This window comes from Amycolatopsis sp. NPDC050768 (assembly GCF_040654155.1).
Taxonomy (GTDB): Bacteria; Actinomycetota; Actinomycetes; order Mycobacteriales; family Pseudonocardiaceae; genus Amycolatopsis.
This window is the reverse complement of the sequence record NZ_JBFAHL010000042.1, coordinates 1-21,123: the sequence shown is the minus strand read 5'-3', so window position 1 is coordinate 21,123 and position 21,123 is coordinate 1. Positions and strand designations below refer to the sequence as shown.

Sequence of the window (21,123 nt, the reverse complement as noted above, 5' to 3'; positions counted from 1 at the left end):
CGGGCCCCACCCCGCGGCCTTTTTCTTGCCCCGCGGGGCCTCCGCCTTCTCCGTTTGCCCCCGTAGGGTTTTTCGTCGGGGGGGGGGGGGGGGGGGCCCCCCCCCCCCCGGGGCCCCCCCCCGACGTCGTCAGGCGAGCAAGTACATCGGCTGCACCGCCTGGTACGCAGCCAAGCCCTCGGGACCGAGATAGCGCCCCGAGACCGGAATCCTTGACACCGCCGAATGGCGCGGCCGGGTCGACCGGATAGGTGTTGACGCCGATCGCGCCGGTCTGGACCCTTTGCGCGACTGCCTGTCCGCGCACTGGACCGGTGGTCCGCACCGAGCCGCCCAGCCCGACGGCCGAGTCGTTGGCGATCGCGCCCTCGCCAACGGGTTGAACCGTGACGGTATTGCCTGCCCGTCGGCGCGACGTCCCGACCAGAACAAGCATTGTCTTGCCGACGGATGGCAAGGCAGCACAGTTCGATCGATCATGGAGAACCCGCGATACACCAGGTACGCATTCTCGATTCGACCGCTGAAACCGGGCCGGCGATCTGATCAGCGTGGTCATCCCTGAGGGTCTTGAACCCCCATGCAACTGACCAGGCGTTTCGTCGAAGACGATGAGACTCCTTGATATAAACTCGCTGGTCAGGGAGCTGACTGTGTGTCCGAGGACCGAGCTGACCCACAACCCCACACCGAGTTTCGCCACTGACCAGAAGCTTTCGTGACAGCGCCGGCCGCCGAAGCGCTCCGATCTGCTACTCGAGCCGGGACCGACGAATGGTCTGAGCGCCCGTCAGGGACACGATCGTGTCCGTCGGGCACCATCAGCCTGCCCGCCGGCTCGGCAGGCGCGCACCTCCTTGGGCGTACGTCAGCGGAGTTCCGCCGTCGTCAGCATTCGGGTCTGTGCCGCCGTCCAGGACTCCGCCGTCCACTCCGTGGCGAGGTTCGTCATCGCCACCGCCATCGCACGCAAGCCCACGCCGGCCAACTCCGCTGCGGTCTGCTCGGCTCGGGTGCGTAACGTCGGGGGCGCGTGCGAGAGTCCTCGGTGCGCTGCCTCCGCCAGCACCGACTCCGCCGCGCCCAGCGCCGTGCTCAGCGGGTCCTGATCCACTGCGGGCGATGGCCCCAGCAGCTCGGTGCGATCGTCGGCGGCCAGGTCCGGGACCAGCACTCCGGCCTCCGTGCGCACCGCCAGCGGTTCGATCAGCAGCTTGCTGCCGGTTCGGCGCAGCGCACCGCTGATCCGGGTGGGGCCCGAGGCCAAAGCGCGGTGCAACGCGTCGAGGCGGCCCGGGCAGATTCCGCTGTGGGTGGCCGTGATCTGGGCCCGGGTCCCCGCGGCGTCCGCGATCACCGCGTCCAGTCGCTGAGCGCCCGGGTGGTAGCCCAGCTCGCACACCTCGGCGACCTCCACCACCGCGACGTCCTCGGCTTCGACGCGCGGCCGGACCAGCTTCGGTGGCAGGTCCGCCAGCTGCTCGGCTGCTGCCGCGAAGTCGCGGACCACCGACGGCAGGTCGTCCCATGCCGCGCCGACCGGGGTCACCGACATCGTGCCGATCCGGGCTGTGCCCAGCCTCAGAGCGCGGCTGGCGCTGCGCACCGCCGTTTCCGACACCACATTCGACGTGGCCAGCGCCCCCAGCGTCGTGCCCGCAATCCGGCGACCGGCCAGTTCGTGCCCGGCCACCGGCTCTTCACCGGTGTCCCATCGCGCTTTCAGCACCAGCACCGAGCTGTCGCCGGCGAAGTAGACCTCCGCCACGCGCTCTCCTGGCGCACCCCGCACCCGCGCGCCCAGCGCGATCAGCCGGATCCTTCGCAGCCTCGTCTCCGCCTGCTCGTCCGTGCCCAGGACCAAAGCCGGTGCGCCAGTCGCCCGGAACCGCGCCGGCAGTTCCGCCAACAACTCCGCGCACCGCTCCATCCGGTGCTTGGCGCTGCGGGCGGCATAAGCGTCCAGCTGCTCGCCGAGCTCCGCCATCGCCGCCGCGGGCCAGCGCAGCCCGGACTTTCCCAGATCGTCGGCAATCCGGCCGATCGACGCGCGCAGCACCGGGCTCGTATTCGCGACCCCCTCGGACAGCACTCGCGTGACGACCTCGAGCGCCGGCCCGGACGCCACCCGTGCCGTGCTCGGGCCGCCGACCGCGAACCGGATGTCATCACCGGCCAGGCCGCGCGCGTCGGCCTCCCGGAACGCCCAGACCGCGATCGCGATCTGCTGTGCCCGGTCCGTCGCGTCGGTGTGCGCGTAGCCCAGCTCGCCGGGCACCAGGAACCGGACAGTCGCCGTGGGCAGTTCGGCCACTGCCACCGGATCCGTCGCGGTCGGCCGGCGCAGCCGCGCGGCCAGCCCGGCTCGCCACCCGCGGCGGGCCGCCGTCAACGACCGCGCGCCGAATTCGGCGGTCAGGACGTCGTCGCCGACCTCACCCGGCGACCACGCCGTGAACTCCGGCGCCGCGGCGGGCTGGCGCTGGTAGCCGAGGACGACCGCGATCCGGTGACGGCACACGCCGGGGGCGCCGCAGGTGCACGCCGCGCTGTCGAGTGCGCCTTCCGGCGGGAAGACGACCTCGATGCCGTCTGCGAACCGGCCGTGCACCTCACCGGTCTCCACGGCTTCGACGACCGGGCCGTGGCCGGCGTCGATGTCCTTCTGCGCGCGCTTGACCAGTCCGCGGTTGGCGAGTGCGGCCAGCGCGTCCGGGGTGAGCGCGAGGAGGTCGGCCCGCATCAACCGAGCCGTTCCGCGACGAACTCCGCCAGCATCCCGGGCGTCATCGCGCCGACGTGCGCGCCGACGTCGGCCAGCCGTTGTGCCAGCGCGCGGTCGTACACCGGGCTCGCTTCCTCGTCCAGCGCGGCGAGTGCCAGCACGTGCGTGCCCGCTTCGGCTAGCTTGCGCACGTCGTGCACCAGCCGGTACTCGTCGCCGCCCTCGAAGAAGTCGCTGACCACCACGACGATCGCGCGCCGCGGGTTCTCGATGAGCCCGGCGCCGTAGGCGACGGCCTTCGCGATGTCCGTACCGCCGCCGAGCTGGACTTTCATCAGCAGCTCGACCGGGTCGGTGACGTCCTCGGTGAGGTCGACGACCGCGGTGTCGAACGTGATCAGGTGCGTCTTCAGCCCGGGCAGGCCCCACAGGCACGCCGCGGTCACCGCCGAGTGGATCACCGAGCCGGCCATCGACCCGGATTGGTCGACGAGCAGGATCAGCTGCCACCGCTCGAGATGCTTGCGCGTGCGGGAGGCGAACTTCGGGCTGTCGATGAGCAGCCGCCGCTCGGCGGGCTGGTAGCGCCCGAGGTTCGCCCGGATCGTCCGGTGGAAATCGAAGTCGCGCGCCTGCTTGAGGCGGCTCGGGCGCCGCGACCGGGTTCCGGTGAACGACTGGTGGAGCTCCGGAGTCAGCCGTCGTAGCAGGTCCCGCACCACGGCTTCGACCAGCTTCCGCGCCATCGCCAGGAGGTCCGGGTTCATCAGGCGCTTGGTACGCAGCACCGCCCGCAGCAGCGCCGGGCTCGGTTCGATCCGGGCCAGCACGTCAGGGTCGGTGACGATCTCGGTGATGTCGTAGCGCTCCACCGCGTCGCGCTGCAGGCGCTCGATGGTCTCGCGCGGGAACAGCCGGTGCACGTCGTCGAGCCAGTCCACCGTGGACAAGACGGACGTACCGGAGCCGCCGCGCACGTCCCGCTCGGCCAGCTCTTCATCGCGGTCGTAGAGCCACGACAGGGCCGCGTCCCGACGCGCCCCGACAAGGTCGAGCCCACCCGTCGCCGGCTCCGCCGGCTGCCCGAGGATCAGCCGCCAGCGTTCGAGATCGGTCATGCCAGCCCCTCCCGGGCCAAGCGGGCGTCCACCCGGGCCTCCAACGCCATCGCCTCGGCGACCACCAGCGGGTCGACCCGACCGGGTCGCACCAGGCCGCGCCCTGACCCGCGGAGACCGCGGCGGGCCAGTAGCCGCTCGGCGATCCGCTCCCGTTCGGCGGGCGGGAAGTAGCCGAAGGCCAGGCGCAACGCCGGCAAGGCGATCAGGAACTCGGCTTCCGTCAGCTCGCCCACGAGCTCGTCGAGCGTGCCCAGCACACCATCGGACTCCAGCACTTCCTGGCGAGCGATGCCGAATAGCCCGGCGAGCCAGTCGCCGATGGTGTCGGGTGCGGCCATGTCCCGCACCGCGGCCCGGGTCCGTTCCGGGTCCGGGGCCGTGCCCAGTGACCAGGCCAGGCCGGTCGCGGCGCCACGTAGGTCGGGCGGCACGCCGGCGTCCGCGGCAACGCGGGTCGCGACCGCAGCAGCCGTCGCGCGGTCCGCCGTGAGGACGTGCTCGGCGTGACGGATCGTGTCGCGCACCGCCACCACCGCGGCGAGCCGGTGCGGCTCCGCAGGGGCCGGGCCACCGCGCACGGCTTCGGCCAGCCACAGGGCCCGGTTGACGCCCACCCGCAGCACCGCGGCCGCCGCCGGACTGCCCGCGAGACCGAACAGCTCGTCGTGGCGCCACAAAGCGAGCACCGTGCCCAGCGCGCCGCCGAGCGGCGCGAGGTCGTCCGCCCGGCCCACCTCCGCGACCAACGTGTCCACAACGGACTCGGGCAGGGCCGGGACCCCGCACAGCGCCGCGTCGAACAGGACGCCCGCCAACGTTTGCAAATCCGCGCCGGGCATGCGCTCGTGCAGCACCGCCAACGCCGCTTCGGGCAGCGTCGCGCCGTACGCGGCCGCCTCGATCAGGGCGGGCAGGCGGCCGCCGCCAGGGGTCAGCCGCCAGGTCTCGACGACCACCGGATCCGCGCCGCCGGCCGGACCGGACTGCCGGTCGAAGCCGGGAATCCCCAGCAGCCGCAGGCAGTGCAACACCCGGCTGGCGCGCCGGCCCGGTGCGCCGGTCAGCTCCAGCCGGACCGGACCGGCGCCGTCCAGGCCCAGCTCCGCCAGTTCCGCCGCGACCCAGCCGGGCAGCGGCGGCGCCGGCGTGTCCGCGTGCAGCCGGCCCACGCGTTCCCCGCTGAGCGCGGCCACCATCTCGACCACGACCGGGTGGGCGCCCGGCTGCAGCGGTCCGCGGACAGTCCACGGCGGCGGCTGGGTCAGGTCGTCGGCGACCAGGGCTCCGAGCAAGCCGTCGAGAACGTCGACCCGGGCGGGGTGGTCGTGCCCGCGCAGTTTCGCCAAGCCGTCGGCGAGCGTGCGGGCCGCGATGAGGTCCGCTGTGGACACCGGCTGGCGCCGCTTGCGCAGCCGCTGGGCAACAGCTTCCAGCAGCCCCCGACCGGCGCCGGCCAGACCCCGCTCCCAGAGCAGCTGGTAGTAGCCGGGCGAGGGCATGCCTGATTGGTAGCCGGTGAACGCGTCGAGCCGCTTGTGCGAGTACGGCACGAGGTAGCTCGCCGCATCGGGCCGCTGCGGCACCTCGGGCCAGGCGGTGCCGCCACTCGCGGCCAGCCGCCGCACCGCCGCGGCGTGGAACCCGCCCGTGACGACCAGCACCGGCCGCTCCCCCGCGTCGGCGACCGCCGCGCGAACCCACGAAGCCATGTAGTCCTCGCGCTCCTGGTCGCGCTCGCTCGCCTCGGCCGCCCCTCGCAAGAGGTCGAAGTACGCGCTCAGCCGCTCGGCCAGGTCCTCGTCCGGAGCGGCTTCGAAGAGGTGGTCCCAGAGCGCGTCGGGGTTGTCCACCGCGAACTCCGAGCAGAGCCGGCGGACCACCTCGGCATAGCGCAACTCCGCGTCGGCGTAGCGGTTGTCCCACCCGTCGAACGCCGGATGCCAGGCAGGCAGATCGATGAACCGCACCTCGGCCCCGGCCTCGGTGCCCGCCGTGAGGGCGATCCACTCGGGTGAGTGATCGCAGAACGGCGACCACGACGAACGGGTGCGTTGCTCGTCGCGGTAGCTCGTGTGGATCGCGATCGGCAGCTCGTGCCCGAGCAGCAGTTCACCGAGCCGGTCGTTGACGTCTGACGGCCCTTCCACCAGTACGTACGCGGGCCGCAGCGCGGCGACGGCCGACGCCACCGCCCAGCTGCACGCCGGGCTGTGGTGCCGAACGCCGAGGAAGACCGCTCCCATGCCCCGCTCTCCTTCAGCTCGGCAGCAGGTGCCGCGCGTGGTGCAGTTCCTGCCAGGTCTCGGCGCCGCGGCGGGCCGCGTGCTGTTCGAGGTAGCGGCGCAGCCGCGCCAGGTCGTCCGCGTTGTCCTTCGCCGCCGTGCCGGCCAGGCAGGCCACGACGTCGGCCGGAGTACCCGCTTCGCCGCGCAAGTACCAACCCCGCACACCGACCGCGTGCGCGACCGACACTGCTTCGGCCGTGCTCATCACCGCCGACACCCGGTCGCCGGCCGATCCGCCACGCAGCTCGCGAAAGGTGGTGACCAGGACCTCCAGCACATCCCGGCGTGGCGGGGCCTCGACCCCGGACCGTGCGAGCAGCGCGGTCGCTTCCTGCTCGACCAGATCCAGCTCGGTGCCGAAGTCCGCGATCGGGAACACCGTCTCGAAGGTGAACCGGCGCTTGAGGGCAGCGCTCATTTCGTTGACGCCGCGGTCACGGGTGTTGGCCGTGGCGATGACGTTGAATCCTTCGGCGGCGAACACCATGCCCGCTTCCCCGGGCAGCTCCGGGATCGCCAGCACCCGCTCGGACAGCAATGACAGCAGGCAGTCCTGCACCTCCAGCGGGCAGCGCGTGATCTCCTCGAACCGCACGAGGGCGCCCTCGCGCATCCCGCGCAGCATCGGCGCCGGCACCAGCGAGCGCGTCGACGGCCCTTCGGCGACCAGGAGCGCGTAGTTCCACGAATACTTGATCTGGTCCTCGGTGGTGGCCGCGCCGCCTTGGATAGTCAGCGTCGAATCCCCGCTGACGGCCGCCGCGATCAGCTCCGACAGCAGGGACTTCGCGGTGCCCGGCTCACCGACGAGCATCAGCCCGCGGCTGGTGGCCAACGTGACCAGCGCACGGTCGATCAGCGACGGGTCGCCGACGAACTTGCGCCCGATGCCCTGGGCTTCGTCGCCGACGATGAACCGGCGCGCCGCCGCCAGGCTGAGCGCCCAGCCCGGCGGACGCGGCGCGGTGTCCTGCTCGCGCAGCCGAGCCAGCTCGTCGGCGTAGCGGACTTCGGCCGGCGGCCGCTGCGGGTTCGCGGTCATCGGGTCAGCCCGTTCAGCTCGCCGAGCAGTTCGGAGGCCGTCACCGGGTCGAGCTCGCCGAACCGCCGGCCCTCACCGGACCGCCAATGACTGCCGCCGGCGTCGTCCAGCCAGATCTTCCCGAGCTCCTGCTCCGGCTCCCAGCTCACGTCACCGGCCGCAATGCCCGGGGAAAGGTCGACCACCACCGCGGCGCCGCCGGGGGTCGGACGCAGGATCCAGCACTCCACCCCGGCGTCCTGCGGCTCGCCGCGCACCCAGCCGCGTTTCGTCAGGCCCAGCACCTTGCCGACCGGCACCTTCAAGCCCTCGAAGCGCTTGAGGGTGGTCGCGGCCCGCTCGGCGTCGTCCAGTTCGGCCACCGGGCGGCCGAGCTGCGCGAAGGGCTGCAGGATCTCGTAGTCGGCGAACACCTCCGACCACGTCGCCAGCTCCGCTCCCAGGTCCAACGGGTGCGCGATGCCCACCTCGGCATCCGGGGACAGCACGTAGACGTCGTCCTCGGCGTTGGCGTACGTGCGGTCCTCCGCGCAGCGGAACGTCTCGCCCGCCGTGGTGCGCCAGACCAGCCGCCGCACGATGTGCCAGAGCAGCGGGTGGCGGGCGAGCAGTTGCTCGAACTCGGCGACGGGCCAGCGCCGGCTCAGCACCATCGCCGCCTCCAGCCGCGCGATCTGGTCGGCGGCCACGGTGCGCACGTCCTTCCTCAGGGCGGCGAACCGCTTGTACTCGGCCTCGGCCAGCTCGGCGTCGTCCTTCGTGCCCGGCTTGGGCAACGCCTTGCGGGGCTTGCCGTCCTGGTCGGTGACATACGGCTTGAGCTGCTCGTCGAACCCGACGACGAACCGGCGCAGGCCATAGTCGATCACTGCGGTGGCCGCTTCGTCGAGCCCCAGTGTCGGGACGAGGCGGTCGGCCAGCTGGTCGGCGGACAGGCCGAGCCCGTCGGCGACGGCAGTGATCTTCTCTTGCGCCTTCATCTTGAGCGCCTTGAACTTCACCTTCTGCGCGATGGAGTTCAAGTGCGTCAGCGCGACGTCGGTGCCGATGCCGGCGAGCACGTCGAGCGCCGCGGTCGCCCGCGCGTGCCCGCCCTCGCCCGGCCACGCGCGGATCAGCGGGCTCATCTCACGCACCACGGCGTCGTCGCCCAGCAGCGCCAGCGCGGTCAGCACCCAGCCGTCCTTGGCCGGGAACCCGGCGCCCTCCCACCCCCGGAACAACGCCCACGCGAACTCCGCGAGCGACCTCGGATCGCAGGTTTCCCGGACGTACGGCACTCCGGCGTAGGTCTCATCGGGCCGGCACAGCGCGAGCATCGTGATCACGTGCCCGGTCGCGGCTTCCGGGAGCGCGTGGCCGCCGTCGCGCAAGCGGATCTGCGGCAGTGTGGCAGGGTTCGCCCAGGCACCGGGCACGGGGATCCGCGCGGGGAGGACGTCGAGCGGATCGGCGGCCAGCAACCGGCCGATCGCCTCGGCGACCTCCGGGCCATGGCCCGCCGCGGCGTGCGCGATGACCTCGCCATGTCCTTGTCGAGCCAGCTGGCGCAGTGCCGCCTCCGCAGCGCGCCGCCGGGCCCCGGCCGTCCCCAGCGCGGGCGGGACGAGGTACCTCGCTGCGTCGTCCGGGTGCCGGCCCAGCCAGGCCGAAGCGACCGAGCGGGCCGACTTCAGCCGGACGAACCAATCCGCCACCAGCTCGGCGATCTCCGGGCTCGACAGAGGCAGGAGCAGTTCGCCGTGGCCGGGGTGGGCGGTCACCGCCGCGACGATCGGCCGGTAGGCGAGCAGGCCGTGCCGGCCGAGCAGCGTCCGACCCCAGTTCTCGGCACCCCAGACGTCCTTGGGCCGCCAATGGGGCAGGTTCTCGACCACCCACGCCATCGGGCCGTTGACGAACAGCCGCGACTCGGTCCACGTCGCGCGCCTTCCGTCCTCGTAGGCGGCGATCTCCTTCGCCCAGTCCGTTCTGCCGCCGGACCGGAGGTCGCCCGCCCACCTGGCTTCTTCACCCGGCTCCCACAGGAGTTTCGGCTCGGCGTGCGCCTCGAGTCCGCTGAGGACAGTGGGTTTGCCGGCAGCACGCTTCTTCGTCCACGGCGGAGCCGCCAAGACCCGCGGCAACGACGCGAGCGGAGCCTCCGGCAACCGGTCGGCGTCGGACATCGCCTTCTCCACCACCGCGCGCTGCTCGTCCGGCAGCCGCGGAAGTGCTTCGGCGACGATGTCCGGGTGAGTACGGACATGACTGCGCAGCAGGAACCCGGCGGCGTCGGCGGTTTTCGTCCGCCCGGTGGCGGCTTCGGCCAGCAACCGGACCGCTCGCGCCGGGAAGCGCGCCAACGCCTCGGCGACGACCGGCGCAACGTGTTTCTGGCCCAGCCGCGCCACGAGCAACCCGAACGCCGTGTCGGTGGGCAGGCCGGCAAGGAAGCGCAGCATTTCCTTGCGCGAGTCACCGCCGTTCGGATCGCCGTCGATCGCCCGGGCCAGCGACGCGGCGATGGCCGGCCCCAGCGCGTCGGTGACCGTGCAACGGACGCTTACGTCGGCGAACTTCCAGTTCACGTGCTCGCCTTGTACAGCGGCGACCTGCTCCGGGGTGCGCAGGGACATCAGAACCCCGCCCCAGTCGAACCTGTAGGGGTCGACGCCCTCGATCTCGGAGATCAACTCGTCCGTCCAGTCGGTGCGGGTCGGGACCAGATAGGACGCGGCGACCCGGGCCGCCAACTGCGTACGGTTCGCCGCGAGCGCCAGCGTCGCGGCCTCGTAGTCGGCCTCGGCCGCCGCGGCGAGGATCGACCGCAGCCGCCGGAACAGCGGCTGCATCGTCACGTGCAGGGACATCCGGGAACCGGTGTGCAGCCGCACCGACGCCTGCCCGTAGTGGCGGTGGTGGTCGATCCGGGCGGCCGCGGTGGCCGCCCGGACGGCGAAGGCAAGACCGTGGCGCAGAACCCAGGCGTCGGCCAACCGCCAGGTCTCGTGCCGCTCGTCGCTGTCCCAGCTCAGGCCGTCCACGCGCAGGATCGCCAGCGCACCGGCACCCAGCTCGTCCGCCTCCCCCGCCCGCACCCGGCGGACACCCGCGACGACCGCCGCGTCGCTGTCCGGCAGCCCGAGCGCCTCTTCGGCGCCCGGATCGAGCTCCTCGAGCACGGTCTGCCAGTAGCCGACCGCACCCTGGTCGAGCTCGACCTCCTTGCAGAACCAGCCACCCCGCCGAACGTGCACGTACTGCTCCCAGGCCGGCTCCGGCCGGAAGGTCGTCTCGTCGGCGCCCAGTCCGGTTTCGGGCTGCCTGCTGTCGCTCACCTGTGTCCCCCAGTGTCCGAGTGATCGACCGCAGACTACGGGGAGGCTCCGACAGTTTCGGTCGCGTCGGCTGGTGCACGGCCAAACACAGTGTCTGCCGGTGACATCGCCGCAGAGCATGCGGTGCATCCGGGCGCTGTGGCGACGAACGCCATGGACAGCTTCGACGGCTGTCCACGACTGGACGCCCTTCGATGTTCAATCGTCCCTGGCGGCCGATCCAGTCGGTGCGGACGCCTTCGCGGAGACAGGAAGGTGCTCCTGCAATGGGGCGGGTGCCGTCGGGTCCAGGTACCGCGATGCGCCGGGCCTGGTGCGGATACTGCACCCGGTGGAGCTGATCGTGATTTTCGGAAGGTCGCGGTCTTGGTCGTGGCACCACTGATCGCCGGCTACGCCCCGAATGACCACTGGGATCTACTCAAACCACCCATCAGTCTGATGGTCGCCGCAGACCCCGAAGGTAGCGTGGCCGGCCAGATAGGAGCGAACCGGTGCGGTCGAGGCCGTCGTGGAGGCCGAGACCGACTCCGTCGCCAGCCGACTGTGCCCGCGCGTGCACCGCGCGATGCCGATGCCGATGCCGATGCCGGAGAAGAACGTAACCTTCCACCTCGGCGAGCGGAACCTTGTTCTGTCCAACCTGGACAAACCGCTCTACTGCAAGCGTTTCAAAGGCCGCCCGCTCGATGACCCGGACGAGCGGAGGAGGAGTTGCGCGGGCACCTGCTGGTGCTGATCGACTGCCGCAACGCCATGCGCCGCCCTCTCACCGACCGCGGCGCCCCGGCTGGCGCCGGAGGAGTCGTTGGCGGCGGCCCCAGCGTGCGTCGGCGGGGTTGGGGTGCGGTCCCGCGGCGACGCGCGCTGTCTTTGGTCGGCGCGGTTACGCGGATCTGGTGAGCGGTGATGAAGTCGTGCTCGGTGACGAGAGCCGTGTCGGCGCTTGACGGACGGCGCCGACACTGACCTGGGGCTGGTGATTGCCGTGGCCCGGCGTTCCAGGGTTCGGACTCGCCGGACGATCTTGCACCTTTGCCTAACCGCCTGCAACTTCTCCGATGACCCGCAGGTTCTCATTATTTGAACCCGAAGCCTCCCCGCGCCGGTGGGGCAATTAAGTGTCCGAGAATTTCGCACTAACCACACGTCTGCGTCTGACTACTTGACGGCGATAGGCCGTGCCGTTCCGCGCGGCAGCCGCACCTCCTGCGGCGTCCCTGACGGGTGGGGTTGTGTTGGGTCTAGAAGTGGGGTGGCGAGGAGGCAAGCTTCGGCCGTCACTCGCGCGGCTCGCGGTTCGGCGCGGACAAAGCCCAACGTACCGTGCGCCTGACCGGCGGTTGAGGCAAGCGCGAGCGTACGTGATCAGGAACGGGCACCCCAGCCGCCACGGCCTCGACGTACTCCTTGGCCCCTTGTGCTCCAAGATCAGATGCCTCCGCCCGCACAAGTCTGAGCGCTTCGATGCGCTGACCGCTATTGAGCAGCTCTGCGATTCGGGACCGCATCGGATCAACACGTTCGACCCCACGAACCTGTTCGAGGTACTCCTCGATCCACTCACCATTCTCGAGATCAGCGGTCGCGTGCACTTGGTGCAGGCTGCCGTCCAACCCATCGACCAGGAAAGGCCCGTGGCCCACCACCATGTCTGCGATGTTACGAGTGCGCAGGTAGCGTTCGCCCTGACTCGAGACCACCCAACCCAACCGATGCGGACTGACGTCCATGACTACCAGCGTCGGCCCGCCGTCCTCCACCCACTTGGCCAAATGCCGCTCCACGACCTCAACGGCCCACGCCTTCGACACCATGGCAACAGACTAAGGGGCCGACTTGTGCACTGCCCACGACCGGAACTCGAGAGGCCTCTCAGCGCCAGAAGGACCAGGACATCCAAACCGTGCGCTGCCACGACGGGGACTTGAACCCCTACAGGTGGGATATCTCCCGTGTTTGGGGAGATCATGCCAAAATGGCAGCGCAAAGCCACCTGAGTCTCTTGCACAAACTGATACGTGCTTGACGCCGGCGGGAACACGGCGTGGATCCGTCACTCCACCGATTCCCCCGTCGTCCACGCTCACCTCGGCTCAGGCACCATGGACGTCCACAAGTGACCACCGATGGGCGATTCGCCACGGCGCACGCGTGCCGCACGATGAGGCGATGGTGGTCCAGCCTCCCCTACGGCGGCGACGCCTGGCCGGCGACGCGCTGCGAACAGACGCGGTTCGTGCTGTCGGACTCACGGTTCTCGCGCCGCCGCGGCCGGGGCAGACGTGCCGCGGGGGTGTCCCGGCTCCGAACCGGCTCTGGATTAAGGGTTTCCTGGGGCTGCCAGACCGGATTCGTAAGCGAACACGACGAGCTGGGCGCGGTCACGGGCGTGGAGCTTGACCATCGCCCGGTTGACGTGCGTCTTGGCGGTCAGCGGGCTGATCACCATCCGGGCGGCGATCTGGTCGTTGGACAGGCCCTGCGCGACGAGAGCGACAGCCTCGCGCTCTCGGTTGGTCAGCTCCGCGAGTCCGGCGCCGAGAGTCGGCGGCCGGGTGACATAGCGGTCGATCAGCTTGCGGGTGATCGACGGCGCCAGCAGGGCGTCACCCCGCGCGGCCACGCGCACGGCGTACAGGAAGTCTTCCGGCCGGATGTCCTTGACGAGGAACCCGGCTGCGCCGGCGCGCAAAGCTTCGAAGACGTACTCGTCCAGGCCGTAGTTGGTCAGGATGACGACATGCACACCCGCCAGTGCCGGGTCCGCGGCGATACGGCGGGTCGCCTCGATGCCGTCGACGCCCGGCATCTGGACATCGAGGATCGCGATGTCGGGAAGGTGCGCCAGCGCCAGCGCGACCGCCTCGCGGCCGTCAGCAGCCTCGGCCACTATCTCGATGTCGTCCTCGATGTCGAGGAGCGCGCGGAACCCGCTGCGGATGAGCGGCTGATCGTCGGCCAGCAGGACACGGATCATGCCGAGTGGTCCACGGGCAGTTCTGCCTGGACACCGAAGCCGCCTTCACTGCGCGGTGCCGCCCGGAGGCGCCCGCCGAGGGCCGAGACGCGCTCGCGCATCCCGAGCAGGCCGACGCCCGGCTCCGACGCAGTGTCCACAGTGGCCTTACCGTCGTCGTCGACCCGGATGACCAGTGTGTCGGGCCGGTAGTCGATCCGGACCGACGCGGTGGCCGCGGCGGCGTGCCGGGCGACGTTGTTCAGCGACTCCTGGACGATCCGATAGGCGGTCCGGTCCACCGCGGCCGGCACGTCGTCGCAATTGCCTTCGATCGTCAGCTGTGCGTCAAGGCCGGCGGCCCGAGCCCGGCGGACGAGTTCCGGGACGTCGTCGACTCCGTGCGGCGGCTTCTTGTCGTCGTCGCGCAGCGCCTCCAGCGTCGCGCGCAGCTCCCGGGCCGCCTCGCGACCGGCGTCTCGGATCGCCAGCAAGGCGTCCGGCACGTCCTCGCCCCGCTTGCGGGCGAGGTGGACGGCGACTTCGGCCTGCACCTTGATGACGGAGATCTGGTGGGTGAGCGAATCGTGCAGTTCCCGCGCGATGTGCAGCCGCTCCTCGTCGGCGCGCCGGCGTGCGGTCTCCTCGCGGGTGCGCGCGGCCTCGTCCGCCCGGCGCTCGGCCTGCCGCAACGCTTCCCCCGCCGCCCCGGCGGCGATCAGCCACGCCAGCTGGAGGACGTCGCGGGACTGCGTGAACGCCTCGCCGGCGTCGTGCAGACCCGACGCCAGGAGCGCGAGCGGAACCGCGAGCAGCATGAGCACCGAAGCCGCCACCGCGGCGACGCGGTGTCCGGCCCGGACCGCGGCGTACACGGCGAACAGGTACGCGACGACGGGCACTTCGAACCCGACAGTCTGGTACCCCACCGCGCACGAGGCCGTCACCGCCAGCACCGCGATCGGCGCCCGGCGGCGCGCGGCTAGCACAAGACCGCCGACGACCAGCAGCGCGTACCCCAGCGGGTCGAGATCCGTGGGCAGGTGCTCCACGGACCGCCCGGCGATCAGCAGCGCCGCCGCCACACCGACGGCGATCACGCCGTCCACGATCCGTCCGCGGCTCATCCCCGCACCCTAACCGGACATCCGCGCGAGCGACTCGTGCACGAAGAGGATTCACGCACTACCGCACTCGTAGTAGTTCCGCGACTCCTGCGGCGCGCGCGGCAGCGGGACTTGCCTGCGCCCGCACGACGACACGCGGTGGACCCGGCGGACATGCTCGACGACGTCCCGTCTTCGGAGAAGAAGGAGCACCTCATGTCCGCCCGCCACCTGCTCGCCGCTCCCGCAGCCGCTCTACTCGGGGTTGTCCTGGTGGCCACACCGGCTGCCCGCGCACGTCTCGGTCCAGGCAGCCGATGTGGGCGCCTACACCCTGACGGCCGCGCGCTTTTGGGCCACCGCGGCCGCACTGCTGGGCCTGATCGGCACGATCATCGGCGGCCGGGCTCGGGCCCGCGCCATCCGCCGTATCGGCAACGGAGGAGAGAAGAGCCATCGTGGCCCTGGCGTCGGGGCTGATCGCCGCGGTCGGCGGCGCGGTGAACCTGGTTGTCGCCGACGGCGGTCCCGGCACCGGCAACGGCGTGGTCGGTGGCGCTGCGGCTGTAGTGCAGGGGCTGATCGCATTGGTGCTCGGCGGGCTCGCGATGACTCGCACCCGTCGGACCGTTTCGCCGGCCGACCAGATGACCAGCCGGCCTCAACGGTAGATACATCAAACCAGGTTGATGTATCGTCGGCCGCGTGCCGACCGCTGATGCGTCCGAACCACCGCCGTTCGTGCGGCTGGCCGGCGACCCATTGCGCTGGCAGCTGATGCGCGAGCTCGCGCAGAGCGACCGCCGGGTACGGGAGCTGGTCGACGCGGTCGGCCAGCCGCAGAACCTGGTGTCCTACCACCTGGGGAAACTCCGGGCGGCGGAGCTGGTCACCGCGCGGCGAAGCAACTTCGACGGGCGCGACACCTACTACCACCTCGACCTGCAGCGCTGCGCCGACGCGTTCGCCGAGGCCGGGACCGCGCTGCATCCCAGCCTCGTCACCCCGCGCACCGAACGGAAACCGGCCAAGCCGCGAGTGCTGTTCCTCTGCACCGGCAACAGCGGCCGATCTCCGATGGCCGCAGCGCTACTTCGGCACCGCACCGGAGCGGAAACGGCGAGCGCGGGCAGCCGCCCCAAGCCGTTACACCCGGACGCAGTGCGGGCAATGGCCGACTACGGCATCACGCTCACCCACGAACCGACGCACCTCGACTCGGTCCGGCAGCGACGTTTCCACTGGGTGATCAGCCTGTGCGACCGCGTCCGCGAGGTCAGCCAGACGTTCCCCGGGCGACCACGGATGATCCACTGGAGCATCCCCGACCCGGCTCGCGAAGCGGACGGCTACCCGGCGTTCCGCCGTGTCGCCGCGGAACTGGACACCCGGATCGACTTCCTGGTGAAAACCATTCCCGGAGAGGTGAACAAGCCATGACCACAGATCTGGTCAGCGTTCGATATCTGGTCGACGACGTCCAAGCCGCCCTCGACTTCTACACCTCCACCCTCGGCTTCACCGCGCGCATGAACGCGGTTCCGACGTTCGCGGACGTGACCCGCGGGAATCTGCGGCTGCTCCTGAGCGGCCCGGCCAGTTCCGCGGGGAGGCCGATGCCCGACGGGACCACACCCGGCCCGGGCGGCTGGAACCGCATCCATCTCATCGTCGAGGACATCGACGCCGAGGTCACCCGGTTGCGCGAGGCCGGAGTCAGGTTCCGCAGCGACGTCGTTACCGGCCCCGGTGGCCGTCAGATCGTGTTCGACGACCCATCCGGCAACCCGGTCGAAGTGTTCCAGCCCGCCACCTGATGACCGACGACACCGCCTCCCAACCGTCCACACTCGACAGGGCGCCGGGCCTCAGCACGGTCCTGGCGGAATGGAGCCGGATCGGGTGCATCGGATTCGGCGGGCCGCCGACGCACATCACCCTGCTGCGCGCGTTGTGCGTGCAGCGGCGGAAATGGTTGTCGGAGCAGGAGTTCGAGGACGCGATCGCGGCCTGCAACCTGCTGCCCGGCCCGGCTTCCACCCAGCTGGCGATCTTCACCGCCTGGCAGGTGCGCGGCGACACTGGCCGCCACCGACCCGGAGACTCGTCGTCGTCGGCCAGCTGAGCCGGTGATGCTCTCCTTCCGCAAGACCTGGACGGCCTCTGCAGTGACGAATAGATCGTTATACGTCGCAGCCTCCACGACACCAGCTGCAGCCTCAGGTCGAACCCGGCCGCCCCCAGCAATCGGCGCAAGACAGGTCATCGCCCCGCAGCGCTTCGCCGACGACCACCGCGACCGCGCCGCCGGCTGGCCCGCGACGATGATCCCCGTGATCGGCACGGACCCGTGACAGGTGGCCGGAATTCTCACGCCGGACATTCACGAGTGGGTCAGCGAAGCCCACCGGACAATCGCGCCGAAGTGGCACAACGAAGTTCACCTTGCACAGGCCCGAAATGCTGCTCGGCTACGAGTCCGGCCGTGCCTGCCTCTCATCACACCGACGCCGATGCTCATGATCATCGGTAGCGAAGACGGCCGCCGGCGGCAACCTCGCCGCTTCGGCGTTCGACGACACGACCGAGCCCAAGAAGGCCGGCTTCGTCCCGGGTGGCCACTTCGCCACCTACACCGGCGCTGGCTTCGCCGTCGCCTCCGTCGCGGTGCGGGACTGGTTCACGCTGCACTTCGGACTCGGCTGACCACCGCGTGATTCACGGGGAGTCGAGTCCCAGCAGCAGTTCGCACACGAGCCGCGTAGCCGGGTCGGCGTCGAGGCCCGAGACGTCCTGCACCCGGCCCAGGCGGTAGCGCAGCGTGGTCACGTGCACGCCCAGGGCCTGCGCTGCCGCCGGTGCCTGAGCGCCGACGCGCAGGTATTCGCGCAGCGTCAGCACGAGATCGCTGCCGCGGCGAGCATCTTCGGCTCGCAGGGCGCGCAGACCCGGCAGGCGCAGTTCATCACGTTGGGCGAGCAACTCGCGGACCTCACGCAGCACCACCTCGGCACGCACCTGATCGTGGGTCGCGAACCGCTGCTCCCCGCAGCGGACGATGCCCAGCGCGTCCTCGGCCTCGACGCGGCGGCGCGGCAGCGCGCCGAGACCCGTCCCTGTGCTGCTCGCGGCGCCGCACAACGGTCCGCGCAGCGCAGGAACCGAGCGGCCGACGACATCGCGGCCCAGTCGTTCCGGGCCATCGACCGGCGCGTCCTCCGCACCCGCCAGCACGGCGAACACCACGCGCCCGACCCGTGCGACCGCGGCCTGCCAACGAAACGCCTCGCAGGCCAGCGCGATGTGGTCGGTGATGCGGTCCCACACCTCCTCGGCCGGCCTGTCCTCCGACTGCGGCGCGAACGCAAGCACCGTGAACGCGCCGTCGCGCGGGAGGCCCAGCTCGTCGGCGTGGCGGTGCAGCAAGCCGCGCCCCTCCAGCAGTGAGCGCACGAGCTGCCCGCTCCACGCCCGTTCCGCGCGGTGGCCCTCCTGGTGCCGGGCCAGGTGCGGCGCGGCCAGTTCGGCGGCTTTCCGCAATGCCGCGGGCGCATGCTCCGGCAGCGGACGATCGCCCTCCGCGGCCCAGATTCCGTCGGCCAACACCAACGCCACGGTCTACGCCATTGCGGAACGCGCCGCGGACCTTCTCCGGGTGAGCCGACCGTGAACTCGCTGGCCCCGGGGCTGCGCGGTTGCGGCGTCACGATTTCGTAAGGGGCAACGTCGCACGAGTAATAGGTAAAGCTATTACGATCATGTCATTCACTACAGCGACGACCTCGAGGAATTCAATGAATCTCAGCTTCGCGATCGCACCGATCGGCATCTGCGCGCTCGCCGCGACCCTCGTTCCCTCCGCCGATCAAGCAACTGCTCCCCCACTGAGCGACCAGCAGCGGCAGCAGATCGTCGGCAGGTTCGCGACGGCGATCACCCACGACGACCACCAGGGCATCATCGCCGTCACCACTCCCGACATGACGTGGACGATCCCCGGAGACAGCGTCGTCTCCGGCCGGTCCGTCGGCCGAGGCGCTGTGCTGAAGCTGGCGGACACCTTCGCCAATTACAGCCTGACCATCTCGGTGCGCGAGCTCACCTTCGGCGCCGACACCGTCGCGGTCGAACTCCACGACACCGGACGCCACAATGGCAAAACCCTTGATGAGGACATCGTCAACGTGCTGACGATCAGCCGCGACGGCAAGGTATCCGCCGTCGACGCCAACCTCGGTGACGTCAAGCAATTCGACTCCTACTTCTCCTGATCACCACGCAGCCCTTCCAGCGCGACGCGATGTCGGGACGGGAGAGTCTGGATACCCCGATGCACCAGGACGCCCCGACGATCCTCAGAAGATCGTCGGGGCCGATCCTGAGTCCGCGACAGATCGATCAGATCGCGATCAGTACCCGACCGAAGGGACTCCCTTCCATCAGGTGACGCTGAGCCTCCGCTGCCTGTTCCAAGGGGAAGATCTTGTCGACGACGGGCGCGATCTCCTTGGCGGCGACCAGGTCGAGCAGGTGCGCGTTCGCGGTGTTGACTTGTGCGGGGCTGAATAGGGCGAACCGGAAGCCGTGCACGTGAGCGTTCTTCCAGATGAGGTCCGTGACGTCGATCGCAGCGCGGGTTCCGGCGGCGTAGCCGATGCTGACCAAGGTGCCGTCCACCGCGAGCGCGGAGAGCGCCTCACCGGTCACCGGCCCGGCCACGCCGTCGAGCACCACGTCCACGCCTTTGCCTTCGGTGATCCGGTGGACGCCGTCTCGCAGCGACTCCGTCGACAGGTCGATCACCTCGAACCCCGCTTCCCGCCCGAGCGCCGCCTTGGCGGAACTCGTGGCCGTGGTCATCGCCTTTCCCGCGCCGAGCACGCGGGCGACGTCAACACCACCCTGTCCGACCGCACCACCGACACCAGGCGCGAGCACAGTCTGCCCGGGCCGGAAGTTCGCGAGCTCGGTCAACGCCAGGTACGCAGTGAGGTGACCGGCGCCGCCGGTCAGAGCGGCCGCGGCGACATCGTCGACCTGATCCGGCACCGGCACAAGGTGCTCCGGGGCCACCGCGACGTACTCGGCCCAAGACCCGTCCGCGCCGACGCCGTAGCGGCCACCACTGAGCACCACCCGGCTCCCAGCGGGCAGCGCCGCACCGCCGGGCTCCTCCAGCACGCCGACCCCGAAACAACCGGGCCGCAGCGGCAACGCTTTGACGGCAGCCGCCGGCAGTTTCCCTCGCCGCACCGTGTCATCGAGCGGGTTCACCCCCGCGAACGTGATCCGGACAACAGCCTGCCCGGGGCCGGGCTCCGGAGTGGGGACGTCGACCGGTTTCAGCACGTCGTAGTCACCGAACTGATCGAACTGCATAGCACGCATGGGCACCTCATTCAGACTGGAAGTCGCTGTGCACCACAGCCATCGGCTACCGGCCCCGGCCGTGGCGCTCCGGCCACCCGAACCGGATAGACATAATCATAACACTTTCACCTATTACTTTTCGAGTGCGCGGAAGGCCGACCTTGGGACCCGGCCGAGGGCCTCCGTCGGGTTCCGCTCAAGGCCGATCGAACGCAGTGCCGCTGACAACTTCGGCGAGGTAGTGGCCGCAGTCGAGCGGGTGGCCGGCGGCGGACGGAGCCTTGGGCGTGTCGGACAAACATCGTGTGTGGTGGCTGGGATGTTGTCGTCGTGTCTCGGTTTCAGTTGTTGTCGGACGAGCAGTGGGCGTTGATCGAGGGACTTCTCCCGCTCCGGACGGGAAGGCGTGGTCGTCCGTTTTCGGATGCGCGGGCGATGGTGGAGGGGATTCTCTATCGGTATCGGTGTGGGATCGCGTGGCGGGATGTGCCTGAGGTGTTCGGTCCGTGGCAGACGATCTGGACCTGGCATCGCCGGATGGCCGGGGACGACACGTGGGAAATGGTGCTGCAGCGGCTGTTGACCGCGGCGGATGCGGCCGGGCAGATCGGCTGGGCTGTGTCGGGATTCCTTGATCGCGCGGGCGAATCAGCATGCCACCAACGTCAGGCGTGTCGCGGGGGGCTGGGTCGAATTACACGGTTCCGCTGACCGAGCCGCCTGATCACGCGATCGGCCGTTCCCGCGGAGGCTGGAGCACGAAGGTCCATCACCTCGTCGACGGAAGCGGCCGACCGCTGGTGGTCCTGGTCGGTCCCGGGCAGTCCGGCGATGCGCCGATGTTCCCGCACCTGATGCGGCACCTGCGGAGAGCCTGCCGATCAGACCGGGCACCGGAAACGCCGGGGCCCTCGCCGTGGTCGCCCACCCGCGTTCGACTCGGTCGACTACCGCGGCCGCAACGTCGTCGAACGCGGCTTCAACCGGCTCAAGCAATGGCGCGGCCTGGCCACCCGCTATGACAAGCTGGCCATCGTCTACCGCTCCGCGGTAGTCCTCCACGCCGTGATCACCTGGACAAAAGCTTTGTCAGACCTCTCCTAGTGTCCTGCGTCAGAAATTCGTCGGCAGAAGTTGGCGAGTGACTCGAGGATCTCAGCGGCGGTCTTGGTCCAGATGAAAGGCCTGGGGTTGT

General features: G+C 70.5%; 18 protein-coding genes and 1 pseudogene. 8 read left to right on the top strand and 11 right to left on the bottom strand.

Annotated features, from left to right (window positions below; all coding sequences use genetic code 11):
- From AB0H62_RS50785 to AB0H62_RS50760, 6 genes are all read right to left on the bottom strand, one after another.
- Window positions 1–436 (bottom strand): aldehyde dehydrogenase family protein (locus AB0H62_RS50785; protein ID WP_360592979.1); only part of this gene is annotated, 436 nt, incomplete at its 3' end.
- 432 nt (window positions 437–868) lie between these two features.
- The gene (locus AB0H62_RS50780; RefSeq protein ID WP_360592978.1) at window positions 869–2,743 is read right to left on the bottom strand and encodes a hypothetical protein; all 1,875 of its coding nucleotides are present in this window, start codon (window positions 2,741–2,743) and stop codon (window positions 869–871) included.
- Entirely contained in the window at window positions 2,743–3,843 is a 1,101-nt protein-coding gene (locus AB0H62_RS50775; protein WP_360592977.1) for a VWA domain-containing protein, read from the bottom strand. Before AB0H62_RS50775 ends, AB0H62_RS50780 begins: the two co-directional genes overlap by 1 nt.
- Window positions 3,840–6,089 carry a DUF5682 family protein gene (locus AB0H62_RS50770; protein ID WP_360592976.1) on the bottom strand — a complete coding sequence of 750 codons (2,250 nt, stop codon included), beginning with the start codon at window positions 6,087–6,089 and terminating at the stop codon, window positions 3,840–3,842. Before AB0H62_RS50770 ends, AB0H62_RS50775 begins: the two co-directional genes overlap by 4 nt.
- A 13-nt stretch (window positions 6,090–6,102) precedes the next feature.
- Complete coding sequence (locus AB0H62_RS50765) at window positions 6,103–7,173, bottom strand: AAA family ATPase (RefSeq protein WP_360592975.1); 1,071 nt, start codon at window positions 7,171–7,173, stop codon at window positions 6,103–6,105.
- The gene (locus AB0H62_RS50760) at window positions 7,170–10,493 is read right to left on the bottom strand and encodes a DUF4132 domain-containing protein (protein WP_360592974.1); all 3,324 of its coding nucleotides are present in this window, start codon (window positions 10,491–10,493) and stop codon (window positions 7,170–7,172) included. Before AB0H62_RS50760 ends, AB0H62_RS50765 begins: the two co-directional genes overlap by 4 nt.
- A 511-nt stretch (window positions 10,494–11,004) precedes the next feature.
- Between AB0H62_RS50760 and AB0H62_RS50755 the strand changes: the two genes are divergently transcribed.
- The gene (locus AB0H62_RS50755) at window positions 11,005–11,232 is read left to right on the top strand and encodes a hypothetical protein (protein ID WP_360592973.1); all 228 of its coding nucleotides are present in this window, start codon (window positions 11,005–11,007) and stop codon (window positions 11,230–11,232) included.
- A gap of 541 nt (window positions 11,233–11,773) precedes the next feature.
- On the opposite strand, the gene AB0H62_RS50750 is transcribed toward AB0H62_RS50755, so the two are convergent.
- The 3 genes from AB0H62_RS50750 to AB0H62_RS50740 all read right to left on the bottom strand — a co-directional run bounded on the left by AB0H62_RS50750 (window position 11,774) and on the right by AB0H62_RS50740 (window position 14,579).
- On the bottom strand, window positions 11,774–12,310 hold the full coding sequence (locus AB0H62_RS50750) for a YrhB domain-containing protein (protein ID WP_360592972.1): 537 nt from the start codon (window positions 12,308–12,310) through the stop codon (window positions 11,774–11,776).
- Window positions 12,311–12,816: 506 nt separating this feature from the next.
- Entirely contained in the window at window positions 12,817–13,473 is a 657-nt protein-coding gene (locus tag AB0H62_RS50745) for a response regulator transcription factor (protein WP_360592971.1), read from the bottom strand.
- A complete protein-coding gene (locus AB0H62_RS50740; protein ID WP_360592970.1) occupies window positions 13,470–14,579 on the bottom strand; it encodes a histidine kinase in 1,110 nt (369 codons plus the stop codon). Before AB0H62_RS50740 ends, AB0H62_RS50745 begins: the two co-directional genes overlap by 4 nt.
- Window positions 14,580–15,016: 437 nt before the next feature.
- On the opposite strand from AB0H62_RS50740, the gene AB0H62_RS50735 reads away from it, so the two are divergent.
- Genes AB0H62_RS50735 through AB0H62_RS50720 form a run of 4 tightly spaced genes read left to right on the top strand, consistent with a single transcriptional unit; the run spans window position 15,017 to window position 16,683 of the window.
- The gene (locus AB0H62_RS50735) at window positions 15,017–15,229 is read left to right on the top strand and encodes a DUF6223 family protein (RefSeq protein ID WP_360592969.1); all 213 of its coding nucleotides are present in this window, start codon (window positions 15,017–15,019) and stop codon (window positions 15,227–15,229) included.
- Window positions 15,230–15,263: 34 nt separating this feature from the next.
- On the top strand, window positions 15,264–15,998 hold the full coding sequence (locus AB0H62_RS50730; RefSeq protein WP_360592968.1) for an ArsR family transcriptional regulator: 735 nt from the start codon (window positions 15,264–15,266) through the stop codon (window positions 15,996–15,998).
- On the top strand, window positions 15,995–16,375 hold the full coding sequence (locus AB0H62_RS50725; RefSeq protein ID WP_360592967.1) for a VOC family protein: 381 nt from the start codon (window positions 15,995–15,997) through the stop codon (window positions 16,373–16,375). The genes AB0H62_RS50730 and AB0H62_RS50725 overlap by 4 nt, the downstream gene beginning before the upstream one ends.
- Complete coding sequence (locus AB0H62_RS50720; RefSeq protein ID WP_360592966.1) at window positions 16,375–16,683, top strand: chromate transporter; 309 nt, start codon at window positions 16,375–16,377, stop codon at window positions 16,681–16,683. The genes AB0H62_RS50725 and AB0H62_RS50720 overlap by 1 nt, the downstream gene beginning before the upstream one ends.
- Window positions 16,684–17,276: 593 nt before the next feature.
- Here AB0H62_RS50720 and AB0H62_RS50715 read toward each other — a convergent pair.
- Window positions 17,277–18,173, bottom strand: coding sequence for a helix-turn-helix domain-containing protein (locus AB0H62_RS50715; protein WP_360592965.1), 897 nt, complete (start codon window positions 18,171–18,173; stop codon window positions 17,277–17,279).
- 179 nt (window positions 18,174–18,352) lie between these two features.
- Here AB0H62_RS50715 and AB0H62_RS50710 point away from each other — a divergent pair, with 179 nt between their 5' ends.
- Window positions 18,353–18,829 (top strand): nuclear transport factor 2 family protein, encoded by a 477-nt coding sequence (locus tag AB0H62_RS50710; protein ID WP_360592964.1) that lies wholly within the window; start codon window positions 18,353–18,355, stop codon window positions 18,827–18,829.
- A 127-nt stretch (window positions 18,830–18,956) separates the two neighbouring features.
- Here AB0H62_RS50710 and AB0H62_RS50705 read toward each other — a convergent pair whose 3' ends face one another.
- On the bottom strand, window positions 18,957–19,946 hold the full coding sequence (locus tag AB0H62_RS50705) for a zinc-binding alcohol dehydrogenase family protein (protein ID WP_360592963.1): 990 nt from the start codon (window positions 19,944–19,946) through the stop codon (window positions 18,957–18,959).
- A 285-nt stretch (window positions 19,947–20,231) separates the two neighbouring features.
- Here AB0H62_RS50705 and AB0H62_RS50700 point away from each other — a divergent pair, with 285 nt between their 5' ends.
- Together AB0H62_RS50700 and AB0H62_RS50695 are read left to right on the top strand one after the other, a co-directional pair.
- On the top strand, window positions 20,232–20,639 hold the full coding sequence (locus AB0H62_RS50700; protein WP_360592962.1) for a transposase: 408 nt from the start codon (window positions 20,232–20,234) through the stop codon (window positions 20,637–20,639).
- Between the two features lie 198 nt (window positions 20,640–20,837).
- Window positions 20,838–21,032, top strand: a pseudogene (locus AB0H62_RS50695) (transposase); the annotation flags it as partial.
- Window positions 21,033–21,123 lie beyond the last annotated feature (91 nt).

What these genes read in the sequence shown, in the direction of transcription:
- AB0H62_RS50780 (WP_360592978.1), bottom strand. Translation starts at nt 2,743, where the DNA reads ATGCGGGCCGACCTCCTCGCGCTCACCCCGGACGCGCTGGCCGCACTC.
- AB0H62_RS50775 (WP_360592977.1), bottom strand. Translation starts at nt 3,843, where the DNA reads ATGACCGATCTCGAACGCTGGCGGCTGATCCTCGGGCAGCCGGCGGAG.
- AB0H62_RS50770 (WP_360592976.1), bottom strand. Translation starts at nt 6,089, where the DNA reads ATGGGAGCGGTCTTCCTCGGCGTTCGGCACCACAGCCCGGCGTGCAGC.
- AB0H62_RS50765 (WP_360592975.1), bottom strand. Translation starts at nt 7,173, where the DNA reads ATGACCGCGAACCCGCAGCGGCCGCCGGCCGAAGTCCGCTACGCCGAC.
- AB0H62_RS50750 (WP_360592972.1), bottom strand. Translation starts at nt 12,310, where the DNA reads ATGGTGTCGAAGGCGTGGGCCGTTGAGGTCGTGGAGCGGCATTTGGCC.
- AB0H62_RS50745 (WP_360592971.1), bottom strand. Translation starts at nt 13,473, where the DNA reads ATGATCCGTGTCCTGCTGGCCGACGATCAGCCGCTCATCCGCAGCGGG.
- AB0H62_RS50740 (WP_360592970.1), bottom strand. Translation starts at nt 14,579, where the DNA reads ATGAGCCGCGGACGGATCGTGGACGGCGTGATCGCCGTCGGTGTGGCG.
- AB0H62_RS50725 (WP_360592967.1), top strand. Translation starts at nt 15,995, where the DNA reads ATGACCACAGATCTGGTCAGCGTTCGATATCTGGTCGACGACGTCCAA.
- AB0H62_RS50720 (WP_360592966.1), top strand. Translation starts at nt 16,375, where the DNA reads ATGACCGACGACACCGCCTCCCAACCGTCCACACTCGACAGGGCGCCG.
- AB0H62_RS50710 (WP_360592964.1), top strand. Translation starts at nt 18,353, where the DNA reads ATGAATCTCAGCTTCGCGATCGCACCGATCGGCATCTGCGCGCTCGCC.
- AB0H62_RS50705 (WP_360592963.1), bottom strand. Translation starts at nt 19,946, where the DNA reads ATGCGTGCTATGCAGTTCGATCAGTTCGGTGACTACGACGTGCTGAAA.